The sequence below is a fragment of the Candidatus Margulisiibacteriota bacterium genome (assembly GCA_041650635.1).
Lineage (GTDB): Bacteria > Margulisbacteria > WOR-1 > JAKLHX01 > JBAZKV01 > JBAZKV01.
Map to the genome: position 1 here is coordinate 1 of JBAZKV010000002.1, position 22,306 is coordinate 22,306.

At 50.7% G+C, this 22,306-nt stretch carries 13 protein-coding genes; 5 read left to right on the top strand and 8 right to left on the bottom strand.

The features are described 5' to 3' along the window. The 4 genes from WC490_00445 to purM all read right to left on the bottom strand — a co-directional run. Positions 1 to 8,035 (bottom strand): kelch repeat-containing protein (locus tag WC490_00445; protein ID MFA5097085.1); only part of this gene is annotated, 8,035 nt, incomplete at its 3' end. A 99-nt stretch (positions 8,036 to 8,134) separates the two neighbouring features. Next, on the bottom strand, positions 8,135 to 9,913 hold the full coding sequence (gene aspS / locus WC490_00450) for an aspartate--tRNA ligase (protein MFA5097086.1): 1,779 nt from the start codon (positions 9,911 to 9,913) through the stop codon (positions 8,135 to 8,137). Further along, positions 9,910 to 11,160, bottom strand: a complete 1,251-nt coding sequence (hisS, locus tag WC490_00455; GenBank protein ID MFA5097087.1) for a histidine--tRNA ligase — start codon at positions 11,158 to 11,160, stop codon at positions 9,910 to 9,912. The genes aspS and hisS overlap by 4 nt, the downstream gene beginning before the upstream one ends. Next, the gene (purM, locus tag WC490_00460; GenBank protein MFA5097088.1) at positions 11,157 to 12,179 is read right to left on the bottom strand and encodes a phosphoribosylformylglycinamidine cyclo-ligase; all 1,023 of its coding nucleotides are present in this window, start codon (positions 12,177 to 12,179) and stop codon (positions 11,157 to 11,159) included. Before purM ends, hisS begins: the two co-directional genes overlap by 4 nt. A 59-nt stretch (positions 12,180 to 12,238) precedes the next feature. On the opposite strand from purM, the gene trpD reads away from it, so the two are divergent. Genes trpD through WC490_00485 form a run of 5 tightly spaced genes read left to right on the top strand, consistent with a single transcriptional unit; the run spans position 12,239 to position 16,463 of the window. Beyond that, entirely contained in the window at positions 12,239 to 13,255 is a 1,017-nt protein-coding gene (gene trpD, locus WC490_00465) for an anthranilate phosphoribosyltransferase (GenBank protein ID MFA5097089.1), read from the top strand. Further along, positions 13,245 to 13,967: an LPS export ABC transporter ATP-binding protein gene (gene lptB, locus WC490_00470; protein MFA5097090.1), complete on the top strand. Its 723-nt coding sequence runs from the start codon at positions 13,245 to 13,247 to the stop codon at positions 13,965 to 13,967. The genes trpD and lptB overlap by 11 nt, the downstream gene beginning before the upstream one ends. Continuing rightward, positions 13,964 to 15,046, top strand: a complete 1,083-nt coding sequence (locus WC490_00475) for an LptF/LptG family permease (protein ID MFA5097091.1) — start codon at positions 13,964 to 13,966, stop codon at positions 15,044 to 15,046. The genes lptB and WC490_00475 overlap by 4 nt, the downstream gene beginning before the upstream one ends. A 2-nt stretch (positions 15,047 to 15,048) precedes the next feature. Then, positions 15,049 to 16,053 carry a DUF3084 domain-containing protein gene (locus WC490_00480; GenBank protein MFA5097092.1) on the top strand — a complete coding sequence of 335 codons (1,005 nt, stop codon included), beginning with the start codon at positions 15,049 to 15,051 and terminating at the stop codon, positions 16,051 to 16,053. Further along, positions 16,050 to 16,463, top strand: coding sequence for a pre-16S rRNA-processing nuclease YqgF (locus WC490_00485; protein MFA5097093.1), 414 nt, complete (start codon positions 16,050 to 16,052; stop codon positions 16,461 to 16,463). Before WC490_00480 ends, WC490_00485 begins: the two co-directional genes overlap by 4 nt. On the opposite strand, the gene lnt is transcribed toward WC490_00485, so the two are convergent. From lnt to WC490_00505, 4 genes are read right to left on the bottom strand one after another with little or no spacing between them, the layout of a single operon-like run. Next, the gene (gene lnt, locus WC490_00490; GenBank protein MFA5097094.1) at positions 16,450 to 17,847 is read right to left on the bottom strand and encodes an apolipoprotein N-acyltransferase; all 1,398 of its coding nucleotides are present in this window, start codon (positions 17,845 to 17,847) and stop codon (positions 16,450 to 16,452) included. The genes WC490_00485 and lnt overlap by 14 nt on opposite strands. After that, entirely contained in the window at positions 17,844 to 18,554 is a 711-nt protein-coding gene (locus WC490_00495) for a hypothetical protein (protein MFA5097095.1), read from the bottom strand. Before WC490_00495 ends, lnt begins: the two co-directional genes overlap by 4 nt. A 1-nt stretch (position 18,555) precedes the next feature. Beyond that, positions 18,556 to 20,862 carry a hypothetical protein gene (locus WC490_00500; GenBank protein MFA5097096.1) on the bottom strand — a complete coding sequence of 769 codons (2,307 nt, stop codon included), beginning with the start codon at positions 20,860 to 20,862 and terminating at the stop codon, positions 18,556 to 18,558. Continuing rightward, positions 20,816 to 22,306, bottom strand: a complete 1,491-nt coding sequence (locus tag WC490_00505) for a UDP-N-acetylmuramoyl-L-alanyl-D-glutamate--2,6-diaminopimelate ligase (protein MFA5097097.1) — start codon at positions 22,304 to 22,306, stop codon at positions 20,816 to 20,818. The genes WC490_00500 and WC490_00505 overlap by 47 nt, the downstream gene beginning before the upstream one ends.

Here is a 22,306-nt window from a genome sequence, read left to right on the forward strand (position 1 = left end):
TGGCTATACGGGTGGGGAACGCAATAGTATCTTCGGCAATAAAGTACAACCCGGAATCTCCTGCGCCAAGGTTTGAGGGTTCAGAGGCAGAATGGACGGTCATGGATGAGGAACTAAGGCTTTCGTAAGTTGCCGAGGCTACTGCCTCTATCGAGGTATATTTAGAAACGGCGGCAGAGGTTGCGGCCCCGTAAGCACTGTAGGCCTGCACCTTTCTTGCATACTGAGTATTAGCCGACAGGCCGCTTTCCGAAGTAGAAGTAGCTCCCGCAACCGCCAGCCTTTTTACGGCATTACTGCCGTCCAATATCCTGAAACCGCTTTCATTGTCCGAAGCATCTACCCAACTGTAGTTGAACTGTGAAGTCGAGGCAGGAGCAACACTAAAGCTCTCTGGAGTGCTTGGCGGCCCGTCATCAGTTGTAAATGGGACTATAGAAGACGCGGCGCCTGTCCCGTTGGCCGTTGAAACCGCCTTTACCGACCAGTAGTAATTCCGCAGCGGCAGCAGCCCTGTCTTATCCAGAACGGTTTCGGTAGTGGAGGTTACGCCAAGGTTGGTGCCTGCCGCATTAGTTCCAAAACTGACCTCATATCTGTTGGCGCCCGCGGATGAGCTCCAGGAAAGCCTCGCGGAACCGGCGGTAATGCTTGAGGAAGTTGGACTTGACGGCGCTGCCGGAGGAGTTGTATCCGAACCTGCCGACGACAGTTCGGTTTCGGTCCCGTCAGCGTTCCTTGCTTTTGCCTTAAAGCTGTAGAGCGTGTTGGAGGAAAGGTTCTTGTAGGTCCAACTGGTCGTTTTATCCCAATAAACTGTGGAGCTTGCACTGCCGTCGCTCTGCAGCCAGGTAGACCCGTTGTCCGGAGTTACCGCGTAGTCCGTCACTCTGCCCGCAGGGTTGCCGTTCTCGTTCAGAGTTATGTCGCAATGGTATCCGTATATGGCATCATAGCTTCCGGCAACCGTATTGACCAAAGGCGCGGCAGCAAGCGTATATTTGGAGCCTGCTTCCGTTGTGGATGTGACAAGACCGTCCCCGTTGCGGGCCGTGATCCTGTAGGTATATCTGGTATTTGGATTAAGCCCCGTGCTGTTCCAGGTGTTGGTCCTTATCCAGCCGCTGTTGGTGCCGCGGGTGACGTTCTGAAAATAAACGCCTGAGGACCCAAGGGAAAGGTTCTCGGGTTCGGAAGAAGAATGGACCCTCATTGAAGATGTTGTCAGGGCTTCATAGGTAGCGATCCCCGGAGGGTTTATAGCAGAATATTTCGAAGCATTGTAAAAATTTGTTTGCACCGCATTGGCGTTTCTTGTCTTTATCCTGAAACTGTAACTGGTATTGGCAGCCAAACTATCCGTTACCCAGGTATTGGTTTTTATCCAGCCGCTATTGGTACCTCTTGTATCATTGTAGAACCAAATCCCGGAACTCCCTAAATGAAGATTTGTCAGCGAATGCCCCACATGAGCGGTCATAGAGCCTGCGGCAAGGCTTTCAAAGGTGGCCGAAGACACCGACTCTATGGAAGTATATTTTGAAGACACTGGTAGAGTTGCAGACAGGGTCCCGTCCCCGTTCCTCGTGGTTATTTTGTAAGTGTAGGGTGTATTAGGCAGTAATCCCGTCTTGGCCCATGTATTGGTCTTTATCCAGCCGCTGTTCGAGACTGAAGCAGAAGGGCTTGTTATCTGAAAATACATCCCTGAAGAACCGGAAGTTAAATTGCTTGGCTGGTTTGAAGAATGTATGGTGAGGCCGTTCAGTGTTATAGGCTCAAACGTGGCGGAAGCCGCTGCTTCGATCGAAGTATATTTTGATACTGCCGCCGAGGTGGAGGCGCCGTAAGAGCTGTAAGCCTGTATCTTTCTTGAGTACTGCATGTTAGCGGACAGTCCGGTCTCCGAAGTGGAGGTCGCGCCCGCAATTGCCAGCCTTTTTATCACATCGCTGCCGTCCAGTATCCTAAAGCCGCTTTCATTGTCGGAAGCATCCACCCAGGTATAGTTCAGCTGTGAAGCCGAAGCAGAATAAATGCTAAAACTCTCGGGAGTATCCGGTATGCCGTTATCGGTCGTGAAATTCGCGATAGAGGAAGGCTCTCCCGTTCCGTTGGCAGTTGAAACGGCCCTGACGAACCAGTAATACTTTTTGAGCGATGCAAGACCTGTCTTGCTCATAACCGTTTCTGTAGTGGAAAATACGCCGAGGTTTGTTCCGGCAGTGTTAGTCCCCATGCTTACTTCATACCTGTTAGCAGCCGTTACACTGTTCCAGGCAAGCCTTGCGGAATAAGCCGTTATATCGGATGAAGCAAGCCCGGAAGGTTTTGCGGGAGGGGTTGTATCCGAGCCGGCAGAGGACAAAGCCGTTTCTATGTTCTCACCGTTCCTGGCCTTTACCTTAAAAGAATAGGAAGTGTTTGCTGAAAGGGCCCTGTACTTCCAGGCGGTCGTACTCGTGCTCCAATAAGCAGTGGTCGATATCGTACCGTTGCTCTGCAGCCAATTTGTCCCATTGTCGGGACTCACCGCAAAGTAGGTGCCGGAAGGATTGCTGTTAGGATTTATCGTTATTTTGCAGTTGTAAAGGTCAGTCGAGTCGTAGGAGCCGCTCACTGTCGGCGCGGCCGGGACCGCGGCCAGTGTATATTTGGAGGCGCTGTAAAAAGAGGTTTGTAGGGAATTCCCGTTCCTCGTCAGCACCCTGAAAGAATGCAAAGTGTTGGGTGTTAGACTGCCCGTTGTCCAGGTGTTTGTTTTTATCCAACCGCTGTTGGTGCCTTTGGTGTCGTTATAAAACCATATGCCGGAGCCTCCCAGATGCAGGTTGCTTACTGAATGCCCTGCGTGCACAGTTATAGAGTTTGAGGTAACGCTTTCATATGTAGCGGAAGTGACTTGCTCTACCGCCGAATACTTGGAACCGACCGCGTAAGCCGAGTTCAACAGGCCGTCGCCGTTGCGGGTCGTTATGGTATAGGCATAAAGCGTATTTGCCAGAAGCCCCGTGCTGTTCCAGGTGTTGGTCCTTATCCATCCACTATTGGTCCCCCTGGTTGTGTTTGAAAAAAGAATCCCCGAAGATCCCAGATTCAGGTTGGCCGGAGCAACGCTGGAATGTATAATCATTGAAGAAGTTGTAAATCCCTCCCAGGTGGCTGAAGTCGGCCTAATAATAGCACTATACTTTGTTCCGGCATCATAGGTCGGAGATGTTAATACCGCATCGCTGTTACGGGAAGTAATATAAAACCTGTAGTTAGTGTTTTCCGAAAGGCCGCTGCTCGTCCAGCTGTTGGTTTGAAGCCAGCCGCTGTTGGTATTCTTGGTCGAGTTGCGGAAATATACACCCGAGGAACCTGTTGTAAGATTGCTCAGGGTATTGCCGGCCCTTATGGTTATGGCGCCTGTTGTAATACCGCTGAACACCGCCGAGGAGGGCGGCTGGATGGCGGTATAGGGGGTATACCCTGTATAGGCAGATGCCAAAACACCCGTCTGGTTGCGGAAATTAACGCTTGAAAAATATCTTGTGTTGTACGACAGCCCCGTCTTGGTCCAGTTATTCCTCTTAAGCCAGCCGCTTTTGGAGGTATGGACCTCAAAAGAAATGCCGGTGCTCCCCAGCGCCAGGTTGGGAGGGACCGCGCTGGAATGTATAGTTAGCGCGTTTGTTGAAACAGCATCAAAGGTTGCGGCAGAAGGGGCTGCAAGCGCCGTTACGATCGAGCCGACATCAGCAACCGTTGTTACAACTCCGTCGCCGTTGCGGGCAGTTATTGTAAAACTGTAAGAGGTGTTAGCTGACAGAGAAGAACTGGTCCAGGTGTTGGTCTTTATCCAGCCGCTGTTGGTATTCTTGGTGACATTTTTGAAATAAAGGCCCGAAAGGCCTGATGACAGGTTGGCGGGCACTGATGAGGAATGTATTTTTACCGAGGAACTCGTCAGCGCCTCAGAAGTCATGGCCGTCGGCGCCGGTACCGCAGTATACTTTGTCCCCGCATCCAGCGTCGCCGTTATCACGCCTTCGGCATTCCTAAGCGTTATCTTGAAAGCGTAAGGGGTATTGACCAGAAGCCCTGAGCTTACCCAGGTATTTGTCTTTATCCAGCCGCTGTTGGTACCTTTGGTGACATTTTGGAAATAGATCCCCGACTGGCCGAGACGAAGATTGACGGGCGCGCTCGAAGAACGGATAGTGATGGAAGTCGTGGCTATTTCCCAGGTTGCAGCAGTTGCCGCCGCTATAGCGGTATATTTGGTCTCAGCCGCAAGTGTTGAAGTTATGGTGCCATCGCCGTTACGCGCTGTTATCCTGAAATTATACGGCGTGTTTTGTGAAAGGCCTGTGCTTGCCCATGTATTAGTCCTTATCCAGCCGCTGTTGGTCCCGCGGGTAGTGTTCTGAAAATACACGCCCGAAGACCCGAGATTAAGGCGGGAAAAACCTCCCGAGTCGTGCACGGTCAAAGAAGTTGTCGAAGGCGTTTCAAAAGTGCAGCCCGAAGGGGTTTGTATCAAAGTATATTTGGCAACTGAATCGGAGGTCGCGGCTCCCGCCGCGTTCCAGGCCTGAACTTTTCTTGTGTACTGCGTGTTGACGGAAAGGCCTGTCTCGTACGCCGAAGTTGCTCCCGCCGCAGCTGTTTTCTTAACAACATTGCTGCCGTCCATTATCCTGAAACCGGATTCATTTACCGAGTTGTCGGTCCAGGAATAATTGAGGCGGGTCGTGGAGTACGGGGTTATGGAAAAATCAGAAGGCGCCTGAGGCGGCGGGTCGGTCTGAGTAGAATAGTAAACCATCTTTGCCTCGGACGGAACCGCGTTGGACTGGACAGAAAGAAGATAATAGCCTTCGGGCAGGTCGCTAGGGGTCCTAAAGCTTATCGAGGTCCCGGCGCTGGCCCACTGGGCAGATGTCATGGGGTAAAGGGATTCGGTCTCGTCCAGCAAATTGTCGGAAGAAGCGAACGAACCGAAGCCTCCGGAATTGGCGAATTGCAGATATACTCTTGGATAATTTGTGGCCGAATTGTGATAGGAGCCATTTGAAGATTCCGAGATTCCTTTTAAGCCAGTCCCTACTATAGCATACGCGGTATTAGGAACTAAGCTCTTTGGAAAACTTGAGGATCCTCCTATAGATGAAACAGAAGGTTGCATATCAGAATAGGTTGTGTAATTGTATTCTGTATATCTTGCCAATTCACAGGAGTTTAAAGCACCAGCACTGCTTCCTCCCGCCACTAGAACTCTACCGCTGGGCAAAAGAGTTGCCGTGTGATACTGTCTTGCCGTATTCATGTTGCCAGAACGACTCCAAGTGGCATTGGAAAGGTTATAAAGTTCACAAGCTGAGGAAGAATTCCAACTTATTATGCCTCCCTCCACAAGGACATCGCCGTTTGGCAAAAGTGTTGCTGTATGATCGTACCTGCCCCAATATGTGCTCCCAGTAGTGCTCCAAGTCCCGGAGGTAGGATCATACAACTGGCAGGAAGTTAAGGAAGTGCTGCCATTAGTTCCACCCGTTACAAGCACTTTCCCATTCAGCAACATAGTTGCCGAATGATGATAGCGTGCCGTATTCATGCTCCCTGTAGTGCCCCAGGTCCCGGAGGTAGGATTATACAACTGGCAGGAAGATAAAACAGCTCCGCTTGCTCCCCCGATCCCTCCCGCTACAAGCACCTTCCCATTCTGCAACAGTGTTGCTGTATGCACAGCTCTTCCCACACTTAAATTTCCAGTTGTACTCCATCTCCCGGTTGAAGGATCGTACAACTCACAGGAATTTATACGAGGGGTACTGTAATCATGGCCTCCCGCCACCAGCACTTTGCCGTTCTGCAACAGCGTTGCTGTATGATATAATCTTCCCTCATTTAAATCTCCCGTCATTCCCCAGGTCCCGGAGGTAGGATCATACAACTCACAAGAGGTAGTATTAGCACTGATGCCGTATGCTGCTCCCCCGGCCACAAGCACTTTACCGCTGGGCAATAGCGTTGCTGTATGATTGCTTCTTCTCGTATTTAAATTTCCTGTCGGGCTCCAACTTCCGGACGAAGGATTGTACAATTCACAGGAAGTTAGATCATAAGAACTGCCCGCCCCGATCCCCCCCGCCACCAAAACTTTACCATTGGGTAATAGCGTTGCCGTATGATAATATCTTGCCGTGGACATGCCGCTTGCTACCGTCCACCCCCCCGTAGACGGGTCAAATAATTCAGAGGAGTTAAGACCGGTAAAACTGTTGCCAACATTTGCGCTGGCACCACCCACAGCAAGCACCTTTCCGCTGGGAAGAAGAGTTGTCGCAAAATAAGTCCTGGCCGTTCCCATTGAACCGGCTGAGGCCCAGGTCCCGGACGATGGGTTATAGATCTCCGAAGAATTCAAATAACCGCTGCTCGTTGTTCCTCCGGTGATCAGGACTTTGCCGTCGGGAAGCAGCACAGAATTAGGAAAAGCTCTTGCTGTGCCCAGGTTCCCTGTCGTGGCCCAGGCGTTAGTCGTGGGATTATATCTAAAACAGGTGTTCACAACTCCGGAAGCTGTCGATCTGCCGCCTCCCACCAGCACCCGCCCGTCCGGAAGCGACACGGCAAAGTGCACTGATTTTGCCGCCGGCATGTTAGCCCCGTAGCTCCAGGCGTTGGTCGAAGGGTTATACAGCTCGCACGTGTTTAGAATTGTTCCCGCCTCGGAAGAGCCTCCCGCCAAAAGGACTTTCCCGTTGGTAAGGAGTGTAGTTGTTGAATAATATCTTTCGGTCCCGAGGCTGCGGACAGTTCCCCAGGTGCCTGTTGAAGGATTGTAAAGTTCGGAATTCTTGTTATACCTGACCCCGGTATACAGCCCGCCTACAGCAATAACGTTTCCTGTATTAAGAAGTACAAGCCCATGGATGGCCCTGGGAGTGCTCATAGAATCGGTGGCCGTCCAGATGCCGCTTGAAGGGTCATACAGTTCGCAGGAAGCCAGATAACCCGACAGATAAAGAAATCCGCCCGAGACAAGGACTTTGCCGGTCGGAAGGAGTACAGCTGCATGGTATGCCCTTGCCCTTGTCATGTTGCCTGTAGAGCTCCAGGTGCCTGTTGATGGATCGTACAATTGGCAGGTGTTTAGATAGTCCGCCTCGGCATACGCATTATTCTTCAACCCTCCTGCAACAAGCACCTTGCCGTTGGGCAGCAGCGTTGCCGTTGCATAAACCCTGTTGGTGCTCATGCTGGCGGAGCTTCTCCACACCGGGTCTATCAGCACAGGAAATGTAAGTCCCTTTTTGTCAAAGGCTATTTCGACAGAAGCCTTGCCGCGCCCTGTTTTCTTAAGGAGGTATTTTCCTTCAACTTTTTTCCCTTCTGAATCAAAAATGACGGGCCTCGATAGCTCCATCCCTCCTAACCGCAGCTCTCCTTCGCCCGACAGTTCTATGGCTCCGTTCGTAATTTCTATCTCATTGATTATCTTTTGCCCTTTGTCCTTCCAGATAACGAACATCTCTTCGATCCCGCCGGGAAGCGGCATGTAAACAGCATCTGTTTCGGGCAGAACATTCTTATAGCAGGCTTTGCCTTCATGCAGAACGGCCTTTGACTTTCTGTTCGAATTTTGGAGTTTAACGGAGATCTTTTCTTTGTCAGTCTTTATCAAATAACCTTTAGAGTGGTCTCTGCCAAGAACATACTCGACAGAACCTGCGCCGGAGCGCCCGCTCCGCTTGGCCAGCGCCTCAAGCGCCTGCTTTTCCTCGGACTTGAGCCCCTCATGGGACTCCGGGCGCGCTTCGCCAATAGAATATGTGAACCTGCTGGAGTTCTCCTCTATCCCGATGGGTGTCGGCGCCTCGAACTTGGACCTTATCTGCGGGACTGCAAAAGCTTCTGAAATGCGCTTTAAAACTGACTTGTTGCTTGGACTATTTGTTTGAGAGGCATGTGAAGAAGAAAGCAGTAACAGTAATATCACCGCCGCCAGAATGACCGTATTCCGGATGCCGAAAGTACTTTTCAAGAGATCTCCTAGATATCTTTTGAGCAGCTTATATATACTAATTTATATATCAGGAATTGTAAAGGGGGGTGTTTACTGTAAGCCAATGGACCAGCGGTTTCAGACGCTCTTGATGTGAAGCTCCTTTAACTGCTTGGGATCAACCCCGGACGGCGCCTCGGTCAGAGGGCAATAGGCGGACTGGGTCTTGGGAAAAGCGATAACATCCCTTATCGATTCGGCCCCGGCCAGCATCATTATGAACCTGTCAACACCAAGAGCAATGCCTCCGTGCGGAGGCGTGCCGTATTCAAGCGCGTCAAGGAAATACCCGAACCTTGCCCTGGTTTCTTCTTCTGATATACCCAGAAGGCGGAAGATCTTGTGCTGGATGTCGCTTCTGTGTATCCTGATGCTTCCCCCGCCGAGTTCGGTCCCGTTGAGGACCAGATCGTAGGCTTTTGCTTTTATGGCTCCCGGAGCGGTCTTGAACTTTTCTTCTATGTCGTCAAGGTCGCCCTCGGGGCTGGTGAACGGATGATGCCGCGAAGCCCATCTTTTTTCGGTCTCGCTGTATTCAAGCAGAGGAAAATCAACTATCCATAAAAAATTGAATTTTGTTTTATCGATAAGCCCCAGTTTTTTACCTAGAGACAGCCTCATAGAGCTAAGGACGCTTGAAACATTATGGAAAGAATCTGCCCCGAATATCAAAAGGTCCCCTTCCTTGGCCTCCGCCTTATCAAGGATCCCCTTCAGCTCTTCAGCACTCAAGAACTTTACAATCGGGCCTTTTGCTCCGTCAGCCCCAACAGTGATCCAGGCCAGTCCTTTGGCCCCACAGGTCTTTGCTTCTTCCTCAAGGGAGTCCAGCTCGCCGCGGCTAAAAGAAGCCGCCCCCTTAACATTTAGGCACTTGACCACCCCGCCGTTCTTTACCGCACCGGAAAAGACTTTGAAGCCGCAATCTTTAACTATCTCGGTAAGGTCTACCAGCTCCAGCCCGAACCTGGTATCCGGCCTGTCATTGCCGAACCGTGCCATGGACTCGTCATAGGACATTCTTTCTATTGGAAGTTTGAGGTCCGGGGCCGCAAGCCCGGCGGCTTTTAGCGAACTAAAGATCTTTGAGAGCATTCCCTCAATAAGCACGATAATATCGTCGACCGCCACGAATGACATTTCCAGGTCTATCTGAGTAAATTCGGGCTGTCTGTCGGCCCTAAGGTCCTCGTCGCGGAAGCATCTGGCTATCTGATAGTACTTTTCCAGCCCGGACATCATCAGGACCTGCTTGTACAGCTGAGGGGACTGGGGCAGCGCGTAAAACTGGCCCGGATTTACCCTGGAAGGGACCAGGTAATCCCTGGCGCCTTCGGGCGTGCTCTTGCCCAGGAACGGGGTCTCTATCTCCAGAAAACCGTTCCCGTCAAGATAGTCCGAAGCCGCCTTAAGCACTTTGTGGCGGAGAACAAGATTGTCTTTCATAAAGTCTTTGCGCAGGTCAAGATACCTGTATTTAAGCCTTGTGTTCTCGTCCACATGCTGGGTAGGGTCGGCTATTTCAAAGGCCGGCGTTTTTGCCGTGTTCAGTATCTCGATCGCGGACGGCTCTATCTCTATCTCGCCGGTGGGGATGTTCTTATTTACGCTCTCAGGAGCTCTGGCCACGACTTTCCCGCTGACGCAGACAACATATTCGCTTCTTAGTTTTTCCGCCGTAGAATGGGTCAGCCGGTCCTTGCTGTCAAACACTATCTGGACCAGTCCCGATCTGTCCCTCAGGTCTATGAAGATGAGGTTGCCGTGGTCCCTCCTCCTGTGGACCCAGCCGCAGACCGATACTTCCGTTCCGATCCGGGCTTTGCTCATACTTCCGCAGCCGTGGGTTCTTTTCATTTTATTTCTTCGATGATCCTTTCAAAAGCGGCCTCTTTTTGCTCCCCGGTTTTCATGTCTTTAATGATAGCGGCTTTTCTTGACAACTCTTCGTCCCCTATTATCACGGTATAGTCCGCCTGCAGCTGAGATGCGGTCTTAAGGCAGGACTTGAGGCTTTTCCCTGTATGGTCCATATCCGCGCGGATACCGCCGGAGCGCAATCTGTTCATAATAAGGAAAGCTTCTTTCTGCGACCCCGGACCTAAAGCGGCAAGATAAACGAATTTGCTTCCGGTTCCTTTGTCCGCGATCTTCTGCTCTTTCAACAGCATGATAAGGCGCTCTATGCCAATGGCAAAACCTACCGCGGGAAGTTTTGGCCCGCCGAGTTCTTCGATGAGGCCGTCATACCTTCCCCCTCCGCAGAGAGCGCTCTGGCTCCCGAGCTGTCTTGACACTATCTCAAAGGTCGTTCCCGTGTAGTAATCCAATCCGCGCACCAGCCTGTTGTTGAGCGAAGTTTTGATGCCCATGTCGCTCAAAAGGCCCCTGGCGCTTTCAAGGCTGCCGGCGCAGTTTTCGCACAGCGAGGCGCTAAGAGCAGGCGCTTTTGACAGAACGGTTGAGCATTCCTCGTTTTTGCAGTCAAGCACGCGCAGCGGATTTGTCTCATATCTGGTCCTGCAGTCCCGGCACAGGGCATCAAACTGTTCTTTTAGAAAGGATTTGAGTTTTTTAATGTAGCCGGGCCTGCACTTTGGGCAGCCCACGCTGTTCATGTCAACTTCCAGCCCCTTGATGCCCAGCCCCTCAAAGAATCTTATTCCCAACAAAATCACTTCAGCATCAAGTAAGGGAGAAGTAGAACCAATGGCCTCCACTCCCGCCTGATGGAATTGCCTCAGCCGTCCGGCCTGGGGTCTTTCATAACGGAACATAGGGCCTATGTAGTAAAGTTTGGTCAATTTGTCGGCAGAGATCAGGTTGTTTTCAATTGCGGCCCTTACTACCGGGGCCGTTTCTTCAGGCCTCAGCGTTACAGACCGATCCCCTTTGTCGGTAAAAGTGTACATTTCTTTCGAAACTATGTCGGTCGAGCCGCCTATGCTCCTTGAGAACAGTTCGGTCTTTTCAAGCAGAGGCGTCCTTATTTCGCTGTAGCCGAATCTCCGGAAAATTTCATGGACGGCGGATTCTATCTTCTGCCAAAGAGGGGTCTCGCCGGGAAGGATGTCTCTCATCCCGCGCAGGCTTTGGTATTTCACTTGATGATGACCTTCTTTTCGCCCTGTTCGATGCTTCCTATCACAAAAGGCTTTTCTCCCAGAGAATGAAGCTTCTCCAGAACCGCCTTTTCATCTGTTTCCCTTACCGCAAACACCATGCCCACTCCCATATTAAAGACATTGTACATTTCTTCTCTTTTGATCTCTCCCTTTTCTTCTATAAGGTTGAAGATCCTTGGGACCGGCCATGAAGAAGCATCTATCCTGGCACAAAGGCCGTCCTTGAGCAGCCTTCCCACATTTTCGGGGAGCCCTCCGCCTGTTATGTGCGCAACTGCAGACACATCAAAGCTCTTAAAGATCTCAAGAGCAGTTTTTACATATATCCTTGTCGGGACTAAAAGCTCGTCCCCAATGCTTTTTTCAAAGCCTTCCGCTCTGGATTCCACATTATAGCCCGCCATTTCAAAAACAACCTTTCTGGCAAGGCTGAACCCGTTGCTGTGGAGCCCGGATGAAGGAAGGGCTATAAGTCTGTCGCCCTTTGAAACCCTGGAGCCGTCAACGATCTTCGACTTTTCAACTATCCCAACGCAGAAGCCGGCAATGTCATATTCGTTCTTGCCGTACAGGTCGCTCATTTCGGCAGTTTCTCCGCCTATAAGTGCGCAGTCCGACTGCCGGCAGCCCTCCGCGATCCCGGAAAGTATTTGTTCCACCGCATCGGGGACCACTTTGTTGAGCGCCAGATAATCAAGAAAGAAGAGGGGTTTTGCTCCGCAGCAGACCACATCATTGACCGACATGGCCACCGCGTCTATCCCGATAGTATCGTGCTTGTCGGCCATAAAAGCTATCTTCAGTTTGGTGCCGACCCCGTCGGTCCCTGACACCAGGACCGGTTCTTTATAATCGTTCTTCGATATTTCAAAGAAGGCGCCAAAATGGCCTATGCCTCCCAGAACTCCCTTTATCTTTGTGGAAGCGGCCAGCTTTTTGACCCTGTCCACGACTTCATAGCCCGCCTTTATATCTACCCCGCTCTCTTTATAGTCCATCGGCCTCCCCTATCCTTAAGATAATCGTATTATATCAAAATATGCTATAATTTTTTGAAATGATACAGGATTGCATAAAACTCCTCGCCGACGGTAAAGACCTTTCCAGGCAGCAGTCCCAGGCATCAATGAACGAGATAATGACAGGGGAAGCCACGCCTTCGCAGATAGCCGCGCTTATAACCGCGCTGAGGATAAAGGGGGAAACTGTAGAGGAGATCAGCGGGTTCGCCTCGGTGATGCGCTCAAAAGCCGAAAAGCTTGATATCCGCTCGCCTTATTATGTGGACACCTGCGGCACAGGCGGGGATGTTGCAGGAACTTTTAACATCTCAACAGTGGCGGCCTTTGTCGCTTCGGGGGCCGGCGTAATAGTAGCAAAGCACGGAAACAGGTCTGTTTCTTCCAAATGCGGCAGCGCCGACCTTTTAGAAGCCCTGGGTATCAGGATAGACATAGGCCCCGCTCTGGTTTCAAAGTGCATAGACGAGGTGGGGATGGGTTTTATCTTTGCCCAGACTTTTCACAAGGCAATGAAGTTCGCGGCGCCCACAAGAAAAGAGATAGGTATCAGGACCGTCTTCAACATCCTTGGCCCCGTCAGCAATCCAGCCAACACCAAAGGCCAGTTGATGGGAGTATACGCCCCGCATTTAACCACAGTGATGGCGGAAGTGCTTAAGGACCAGGGCTGCGAAACCGCAATGGTAGTCTGCGGACTTGACGGGATAGACGAAATTTCGGTGTGCTCTCCCACAAAGGTCTCTCACCTTGAAGGCGGAATTATCAAGGATTATGAGATCAAGCCGGGCGATCTGGGCATCAAAACCGCCCAGAACAGCAGCATAGCGGGCGGAACAAGCCAGGAAAATGCTAGAATTGCGCTTGACATACTGTCCGGCAGGGAAAAGGGAGCAAAAAGGGACATAGTCCTTTTGAACGCCGGAGCGGCAATAGCCGTCGGAAGAAAGGCAAAGGACCTTTTGGAAGGCCTGGCCCTGGCAAAAGAGTCTGTCGACTCAGGCAAAGCCATGGACAGGCTGCAGGCCCTTAAAAAATTCACAAATGGCAATTAACGCGGATAAACTGGTCAAGTCGTATTCGGGCCGCAGGGTCGTGGACGAGGTCTCCTTTGATGTGAAAAAGGGAGAGGTGGTCGGGCTTTTGGGCCCCAACGGGGCCGGCAAGACCACTACCTTTTATATGGTGGTTGGCCTTGCAAGTCCGGACGGCGGCTCGGTCCGCCTCGGGGAACAGGACATAACCCATCTTCCCATGCACAAGAGAGCCCAATTGGGCATGGGCTATCTGCCTCAGGAATCCTCCATTTTCAAGAAACTGACGGTTGAAGAGAACATAATAATGCTCTGGGAGGCCACGGGCTCGGTCCATCCGGACCAGTACAAAAAAAAGCTGGACGAAGTGCTGGAAGAACTGGGAGTTAACCATCTTAGAAAAAGCAGATGCTACCAGCTGTCCGGAGGAGAAACCCGGAGGGTCGAGATCGCAAGGGCGCTTGCCCTTTCCCCGTCGTTCTTGCTGCTTGACGAACCTTTTACGGGAATAGACCCCATAACGGTGTCCGACCTCCAAAAAATAATCACCTATCTAAAGAACAAGGGGCTGGGAATACTCATCACCGACCACAATGTGAGAGAGACCCTTGCCATAACCGACAGGGCCTACATAATACAAAAGGGCAGGATACTAGTTTCCGGGGATTCGCAGTTCATCGCCAACGACGAAACGGCAAAAAAGACCTATCTGGGAGAAGAGTTTAAGCTGTGATCAAGATCATCGACCGCTACATCTCAAAAGAGATACTCGACCCGTTCCTCTTTGGCCTGGCCTCTTTTACCCTGATACTTTCGGCAAGCATGGTGATGTTCGAACTCGTGCGGGCCGTCGTCCTTATGGGAATGCCTCTGTCCGTTGCCGGAAGGCTGTTCTTGTTCCGCCTGCCTTCGGTCATAGTTTATATCTTTCCTATGGCCATGCTGCTTGCCTCTATACTCACTTTTGCCAGGCTGTCCTCGGACAAAGAGATAACTGCTTTTAAAGCGGCTGGAATAAGCCTGTATCGCGTGGTGGCGCCCGTGCTTATTATAGGCTTTCTGGTCAGCCTTATTACCCTGGCCTTTTATGAAGTTGTGGTGCCCGAGGCCTCCAAGGCCACCAGCGAGCTCATGCTCGAGACCCAGTTGGCAAAGTCCCCAAAACTGCAGGAGAATGTTTTTCTTCCTGAAATAGAGAACGGCCAGTTAAGAAGGGTCTTCTACGCGAGAAAACTGGAAGGGCACCTGATGGAGGGCGTGATAATCCAGGAATTTTTGGACGGAAAGCTGAGCCAGCTTATAAACGCGAAAACAGCCGAGTGGAAAAATGACAGCTGGATCTTCCGCGACGGCATAACTTATCTTTTGTCCGACAGCGGCGAATACAAGCACCTGATCAAGTTCAACGAGCAGAATATCCTGATCAAATACTCCCCTTCTGACTTTTCTTCCGGGGAGAAAAAACCCGATGAACTGAACTATTATTCACTGAAAAAGTTCATCGCCCTCAAGAAAAGGATGGGGGTCAACACCACAGACCTTGAGATCCAGCTGAACATGAAGCTTGCCATCCCTTTTGCCTGCTTTGTCTTTACCCTGCTGGGAGCGCCGCTGGGGCTCAACCCCACCAGAAAGTCCTCGTCCATAGGGCTGGGCATAAGTGTTATAATAATTTTTGTCTATTATGTGATCATGTTCCTGGGAATGGCTGCCGGACAGCTTGAGATCATCTCTCCTGCGGCCGCGGCCTGGCTGCCCAATATAATAACGGCCGGCCTGGGAGCCTGGATACTTTATAAGGCTGGGCAATAACCATGTTCGCTCTTCAAACTCTTCTGGTCCTGCTCCTTTTAGGCGGGGCGCTTGCCTTTGTCGGGGACAGGATCGGCCACCGGATAGGCAAAAAGAGGCTGACCTTTTTGAACCTGAGGCCAAGGCATACCGCCATTGCGATAACTGTCCTTTCCGGCGCCCTGATCGCGGTCCTCACCGGCCTGATACTTTTTTCCATCTCTTCCGATGTGCGGATAGCCCTTTTCGGGCTGGACAGGCTCAAAGCCGACATCAGGGAAAAAACAAAAGAGCTGGACAACATCAAAAAAGACAAAGCGCTGCTCGAAAAAGAATTGGCAGCCCTTTCCTCGCAGCTTGCAGGTTCAAAAAAGGAGATCGAGGGGCTTAATTCCACCAGAAAAGAGCTTTCCGAGGAGATAGAGACCGCAAGGTCAGGCTTTGTGCTCTTTAAGGTCGGGGAGATAATAACGACCTCGCTGATCACCTCCGATCCCGACAAAAAAAAGACGGAAGAAAAGCTCAAAGAGATCCTTGCCGCAACTGATTCTCTTGTAAAGAGGGTCCTGGGAGGAGAAAAAAAACAGTACATCGAGATGAAGGACAAGGAGCTTGAAGAGGCCGTTGCCTACCTTCAGAACATAAAAGGACAGGTTATCGTGCGCGTGTTGGCCGCCAGCAATGTGCTGATAGACGAGGTTATCCCTGTCCATTTTGAACTGTTCGAGAACGTTCTTGTTTACAAAAAGCTTGACCGGATAGCTTCGCAGAACATAAACGGCAGCCGCCCTCAGGAAGAAGTGGAACAGCAGATAAAGGAACTGCTTTCTAAGGTCAGCGACGCCGCCACGGAAAAAGGCATCCTGCCTGATGCCGCGGGCGCCGTCGGCAACATTGCTTATTCCAGGATCTTTGAGGTGGCCAAAGAAATAAGGGCTCTTAAAAGACCTGTTGAGGTAGAGGTTTTTGCGGAAAAAGACACATTCACTATCGGTCCGCTGGATGTCAATTTGAGGATAAAAAGATGACCCTGTCAAAAGGCTCCTGCATCCTTGCGGTTGACCCGGGCAAGGACAAAACAGGGCTTGCGGTCCTTATGGGTAACGGCTCTATAGCGGAAAGAAAAGTAGCACCGTCATTTTCGGTAACGGATGATATCTCCGCACTGGCTGTCAAGCACGGTGCGGAACTGGTGATAATCGGAAGCGGAGGGCCATTCCGCCAGCTGGAAAAAAACCTGGCTTTTCTGAACCTGAAAGCCGATATAATCTTTGTGAATGAAAAAGGCTCCACCCTTGAGGCAAGAAAACTGTACTGGCGGCATAACAGGAAAAAATGGTATCTGTCCCTCATCCCTTCCACTCTGATCCTGCCTCCGGAACCTTATGATGACTTTGCCGCCGTTGTGATAGGCAGGCGCTATCTTAAGGCAGAGTAAAGACCATAGGCCCGCTTATATCAAGCTCCATCCTTTTGACGAACCTTCCGCACGGGTCTATCAAAGCCGATATCCCGGTATTTGCCGCCTGGATAAAATATTTCCTGTTCTCGACAGCGCGAAAGACCCCCGCGCTGATGTGCTGCTCCGCGGCATGCGTCCTGCCGAACCAGGCATCGTTGGTAATGGTAAGCAGGGCATCCGAGCCGCCGGAGCGCTGTCTTCCCATGCCCTCAAAAAGCGATTCAAAACAGATCATGGCGCCAAACTTTCGTCCCGCAGCCGTGATATGGACAGTCCCCTGCCCCGGGCTCTGGTCCTGCTCAAAATAGCCGGTATGCTTTAGCAAGGGATAAAGGACTTTTTTGAAAGGAAGATACTCTCCAAAAGGCATCAGATGGTGCTTGTCATACCTTGAAACTATCTTTCCCTGCGGAGAAACCACAAAGATCGAATTGTAAATGCGGCCGCTCTCCCTGTAAAAAGCGCCTGTCACCAGAAAAAAGCCTCCTTTAACGCATATATCCCTCACCTTGGCAAAAGCAGCTTTGTCATCAATAAGGTAGGTCATCACCGCAGTTTCCGGCCAGATCACTATCTTTGGCCTGTAAGACAGGGTTTTTTGCGTAAGCAATTCCAGCTCGTCTATCATCCAGTACAGTTTAAAAGAATCCAGTTTCTGCTCCTGGGCTATGGCTGGCTGTATCACGGCAATGGAAGTCCCGCCGATAGACCGCACACCTCCGTATTTGTTGATAGAATCGATCCCGTAGGAATAAGAGGCGGCCAGAAGCCCCAGAACAAAGCAGACCGACGGCAGATTGGACAGGAGTTTTTTGAACAGGTTCCCTTTTTCCAAAAGCAGGAGCGCCGCTGCGGTATTGACCGCAACAATGAGAGCACTGACTCCCCACACCCCGGAAAACTGTGCTGTCTGGATAAACACCGTGTTCAGATACTGAGTACTTCCCAGATAACCTCCGGGGGAGCCGAACTCCCCCGCCTGCCGCAGCCATTCAAAAAACGCCCAGAGAAGCGGCAGGACCAGCGGGTGGAGCTGTCTGTTGAAGGCCCTGATCAGCAGCCACGCAAAATAAGAAAACAGCACAATAAAAATGGACTGGTATAAAGAAAGTCCGATCCAGGCCAGATAGCCTGCCGGCCCCGCCCATTTTGAAGTTGATGACAGCCAGAAAAAGGCCCCGCCAAAATATACGGAGCCGAAAACAAAACCGCATAGCAGGCTTTGCCTAAAGTTTTCGCTTCGGTAAAGACAGACAAGATAAGGTATCAGCGCGATCCACGCAAGCTGCGGCAGAGGAAATCCGGGAAAGGACAGGGCAACAAGAACTCCCGACAAAGCGCACAGCAGAGCAGTTTTCACTGCACCACCATGTTCCAGGAGATAATGTCAAGGCCGCCGTCGATCGACGGATCTTCTGTTTCTCTTTTTTCGGAAATGGCAGAGCCCGTGTTGGTTGAAATGCTGTTGTCTGTAGACCTTAAATAGTCCCTCATATAGCCATCTTTGTCCGCCGATATAAAATTGAAATAAAGGGTGGAAGGCAGCGTCGAAAGCCGGTTAAAGAAGAGCGTCAGATTTATCTTTTTAAGCGCGTCCGGGTCTCCTGAGGGAATGGTCCGAAAGATCAGAAGAGAGGGGGTGTATGTTGTGTGCAGGGTCGAGGAAGTAAAGGCCCCGTTGGTGATCAAAAAGCTTGAATCCTTGAGAAGAATGAAATCGTTCCAGGTGGAATAATAATTGGCATAGTAATAGGAAAGGTCTGTAGAAACATTCAGTTTGTCCGTGTCATAGGCTTCGCCCGGCCCAAAGAAATAAGTCCCTGTATATGGAAGCAAAACAGAAGACCCCGAAAGAACCAGATAGTACTTGTTCACCGAAGGATCTATCTCCCCCCTGAAGGTTATTTCCAGCTGCAGCTGATTGCCCGCATCCGGCAGCACCGTCACGGTCCTTGCGCAGCCAAACTCCAGCACGATCAAAGCAAAACAAAATGCCAACAAGAGCGCTCTCCAAACCTTGTCAATTTGCAATTGGAAATTGGAAATTGGAAATTGGAAATTTTTCACTTTATCTTCTCCCCTCCTCCTGCTTAAGCCCTTCCATAAAAAAGCCCCTGCTTCCCGAGACAAAACCTATCGGCTGGTCGGGGAAGGCCTTGAGCATAAAGGAGACCCTTGATTCCTTCCTGAAATCATTATAATTGAATTTGGCCTCCCAGCAATGCAGATCTTTGACAACAGAGAACTCCTGCAGCGCCAGTTTGTTCAGGACCGGATCATAAGTCTGGCCTATGCTTACCACCCATCTGCTCTGCCAGCTGTCCCCTATCTCGAGCTTTATCAGGTCCGAGGCGTTGTTGGTCTTACCGGTATTCAGGTCGTAGCTGTGCGTAAGGTCTATCAGAACCCCTGCCAAAAGCGCCATATTAAGGACAGAGACCATGTCGCGCCATCTTCCGTTCTCCAGATCATAGCCGGAACTGACATTGAGATGGAATTCTTTTGAAGGGCTTGCGTCATAGTTCAGCATCAGATCATAATATTTGCTGACAAGATAGTTATACCCGCCTTCGATGCTGAATCTCTGCCTGGTCCCGTCGGAAAACATCACCCTGTCCCTTAGCCAGTGATGATCGGCTCCTTTGCTGTCAAAAAAGAACGGGCTGTTCCCGTCGTTTATCGCCCTGCTGTAGGTCAGAGTATTTGACAAAAAGCCGCCCGCCTCGCTCTTAAGCGAGAGGTCCTCTTTTACCAGATATCGCTGGTCCCCGGTATCATAGTTGAACTGGTCCGCCCCGCCAAAGACATAAAGAGAACTGTTTAAAGGCAGTGCAAAGGTCTGCCCAAGCCCAAGGGATGCCTTGTAGCGCCCTGTTGTAAAGTGCCTCTGAGTTTTTGTCGGGGCCAGGTATTTGGATTCATGGAAGCGGCCGTAAGAAAACTCCGTGCTCAGCTTAAAAAGCCAAAGGTCGGCAGGGTCCAGCGTCAGCACGGCCTCCGGCAGTTTTTCAATATACTCAACATATTCATCACCCTTAAAAGCGTCGGCATCAGCATCTATGTAGGCGCTTTCCGTAAGCTTAAAAGTGTAGGAAGGCCCCCTGTAAGAGAGCGCCGCTTCCGGGTACAGGCGGTCGTCAAATGGAGAGCCTTCTATAGTTACGGCCCTGTAATAGTTCAGGTTGAATTTGAAGTCAAGGTTGGGAGAGAATAGTTTTCTGGAATGGTACAGGCTCTGGGTAATGTTCTGCCACTTCGGGGATGTCATGCCTCCCCTGTAATTGTACGAATAGGAAGTATCTGCGCCTCCTGCAGAGTATCTTACATGCGCCGAATAATCCGAAAGCGAGCTGAACCGGTTCTCAAGGGATGAAAAATTGAACTGCCCGGCCCTTTCGTCGTCGCTGTGCTCAAATCCCAGTTTATACTGCGTCTGGTCAAGCCTGCCCGACGGGACTAGATAAATGTTGCTGTATTCGTATCCCAGGGAGGCTTTTGTCTTTTCGCTGAACTTTAGTTCGTGTTTTAATTTGACGACCCACGCCGGGATACCTGTGTCGTTCTCGCTTACATGGTACAGAAAGAGGTCGCCTGACTGCTTTTTATCTAGAAGATAATAATGGTCTATCCCGTACCCTATCCCCTTTTTGCTCATCAGGTCCAGAAAAACGGAGCCGGAAGCCCCTTCGTCAATGTAATACTCCAACTGGTTCTTCATAAAATCGCCCTCAACATGGTTGCTGCCAAAGACCGGCATCATGAGCGAAACGCGGCGTTTTTTGAGGTCATAGATATAAAAAGGCAGCCACATGAGCGGAGTGTCGTTGACATAAAAGGTTACGCTTTTGCCCACTATCTTTTCTTCGGGTATGAACAAGAACTCTTTTGCCTTTAAATAATAATGAGGATGTTCAAGATCGCAGGTGGTGCTTTGCCCTTCCTGACCCGATTTGTACAAAGCCGCGTCCTCAACCCTTTGCGATGACAAAAAGATATCGCCTTTTACCCGGGGATGTTTTACCGTTGTCTTAAAATCAAATATCAGCCCGACATCGGTGTCCGGATCATAAACGGCCCTGCTGCCCAGGGCCTCGAGCCTCCCCCTCTTTAGACTGACGGCGCCTTCCATTGTGACGATGTTCCTTGAAGTGTCCAGGGTTAGGGCCTCTGCACTCACAGTAAGGTCGTTCAATTTAACGGAAACGGAGCCCTTTGCCCGGACTATCCCGCTTTCCTGGTCAAAACGCAGTTCGTCGGCCTTTAGGCTGACAGGGACCTCGGAAGAGAAAGCGGAAGAAACAGGCAACAGTAAAGCGGCCAGAAGAAAACTAAGGAAGGCGTTTTTTGACAGCATCTCTAGCCACAATTCTATCATCTATCTCTATTAACTTACCCTTTATCTCCTGGAATCTTTCGTGGCCCCTGCCGGCGATCAAAATTATATCGCCTTCCTTTGCCTCTAAAACAGCTTTTTCTATCGCGGCTTTTCTGTCAGGTTCTTTAATGTACTCTTTCCCCGAGGCTCCGCCAGCGGCTTTGATGCCTGACTCCACATCTTTCATTATTGAGAGGGGGTCTTCATTGTGAGGGTCATCGCTGGTAAGGAATGTCAAGTCGGCTCCTTTTTGCGCAATAGTTCCCATGATAGGCCTCTTTGTTTTGTCGCGGTCCCCCGTGCAGCCGAACACAAGGATGATCCTTCCTTTTTTGAACGGCTTGACGCAGTCGATCAGCTTTTGCAGGCTGTCGGGAGAATGCGCAAAATCAATAATCACCGTAAAATCCTGGCCTTCATCTATCTTTTCCAGCCTGCCCGGGACATTTTTCATCAGCTCTATGCCGGTCTTAATTACGGACACTTCTATCCCGGCGGCTGATGCCGCGGCAAAGGCGCCCGCAATGTTTGAAGCATTAAAGGCCCCTGCAAGACGGCTTTCAAGGAGCGTCTTTTCTCCTTTTGAAAGGACCTCAAGCGACATGGCGGAAAGATCAGAACTTATTATCTTTGCCGCCACATCCGCGGCCTTTGCAGTCGAAAATGTGACCACCTTTGCCTGAGTTTCCTGCTCTATCGTGTCGCTGTAATCATCATCTAAATTCACGGCCGCCACAGTGTTTTTTTTGCTGCCTGTCCCCAGGTTCCGAAACAGGGACAGTTTTGCGTCAAAATATGATTCCATGGTCTTGTGAAAATCCAGATGGTCGTGGCTGAGATTGGTGTAAACAGCAACATCAAAGTCTATCCCTCTTACCCTTTTTAAAGAAAGTGAGTGGGAAGAAACCTCCATGACCACATGCGTTATGCCGTTCTTTACCATATCAGCCAGTATCCTTTGAAGGTCCGCTGATTCCGGGGTGGTAAGCTTTGAGCCTATAGAAACATCCCCTATCTTCATCTCGACCGTGCCGATAAGGCCCGATTTGATACCCGCGGCCTTAAAGATGGAATCGATCAAATAGGCCGTCGTTGTTTTGCCGTTGGTACCTGTTATCCCTATCAGCTTTAATTTTCTTGAAGGGAACCCGTAAAAGGCAGCCGAAAGGTCGGCAAGGGCCGATCTGGCGGAAGGAACAAATACTGCTGGGACCCCGTACTCTGAGTCCTTTTTTGCGGCTTTCTCAACTACAACTGCGCCGGCCCCCCTGCTAACTGCCTCCGGAATGAACCTGGTCCCGTCGGCAGTGAACCCCGGGACAGCCACAAAAAGGTCGCCAGGACTAACTTTGCGGGAATCATAGGAGATGCCGGTGATATCAATTCCTAGATCGCCGTCAAAAGACAGGGTTTTGGTGTTGGACAATAGGTCTTGCAGCAACAT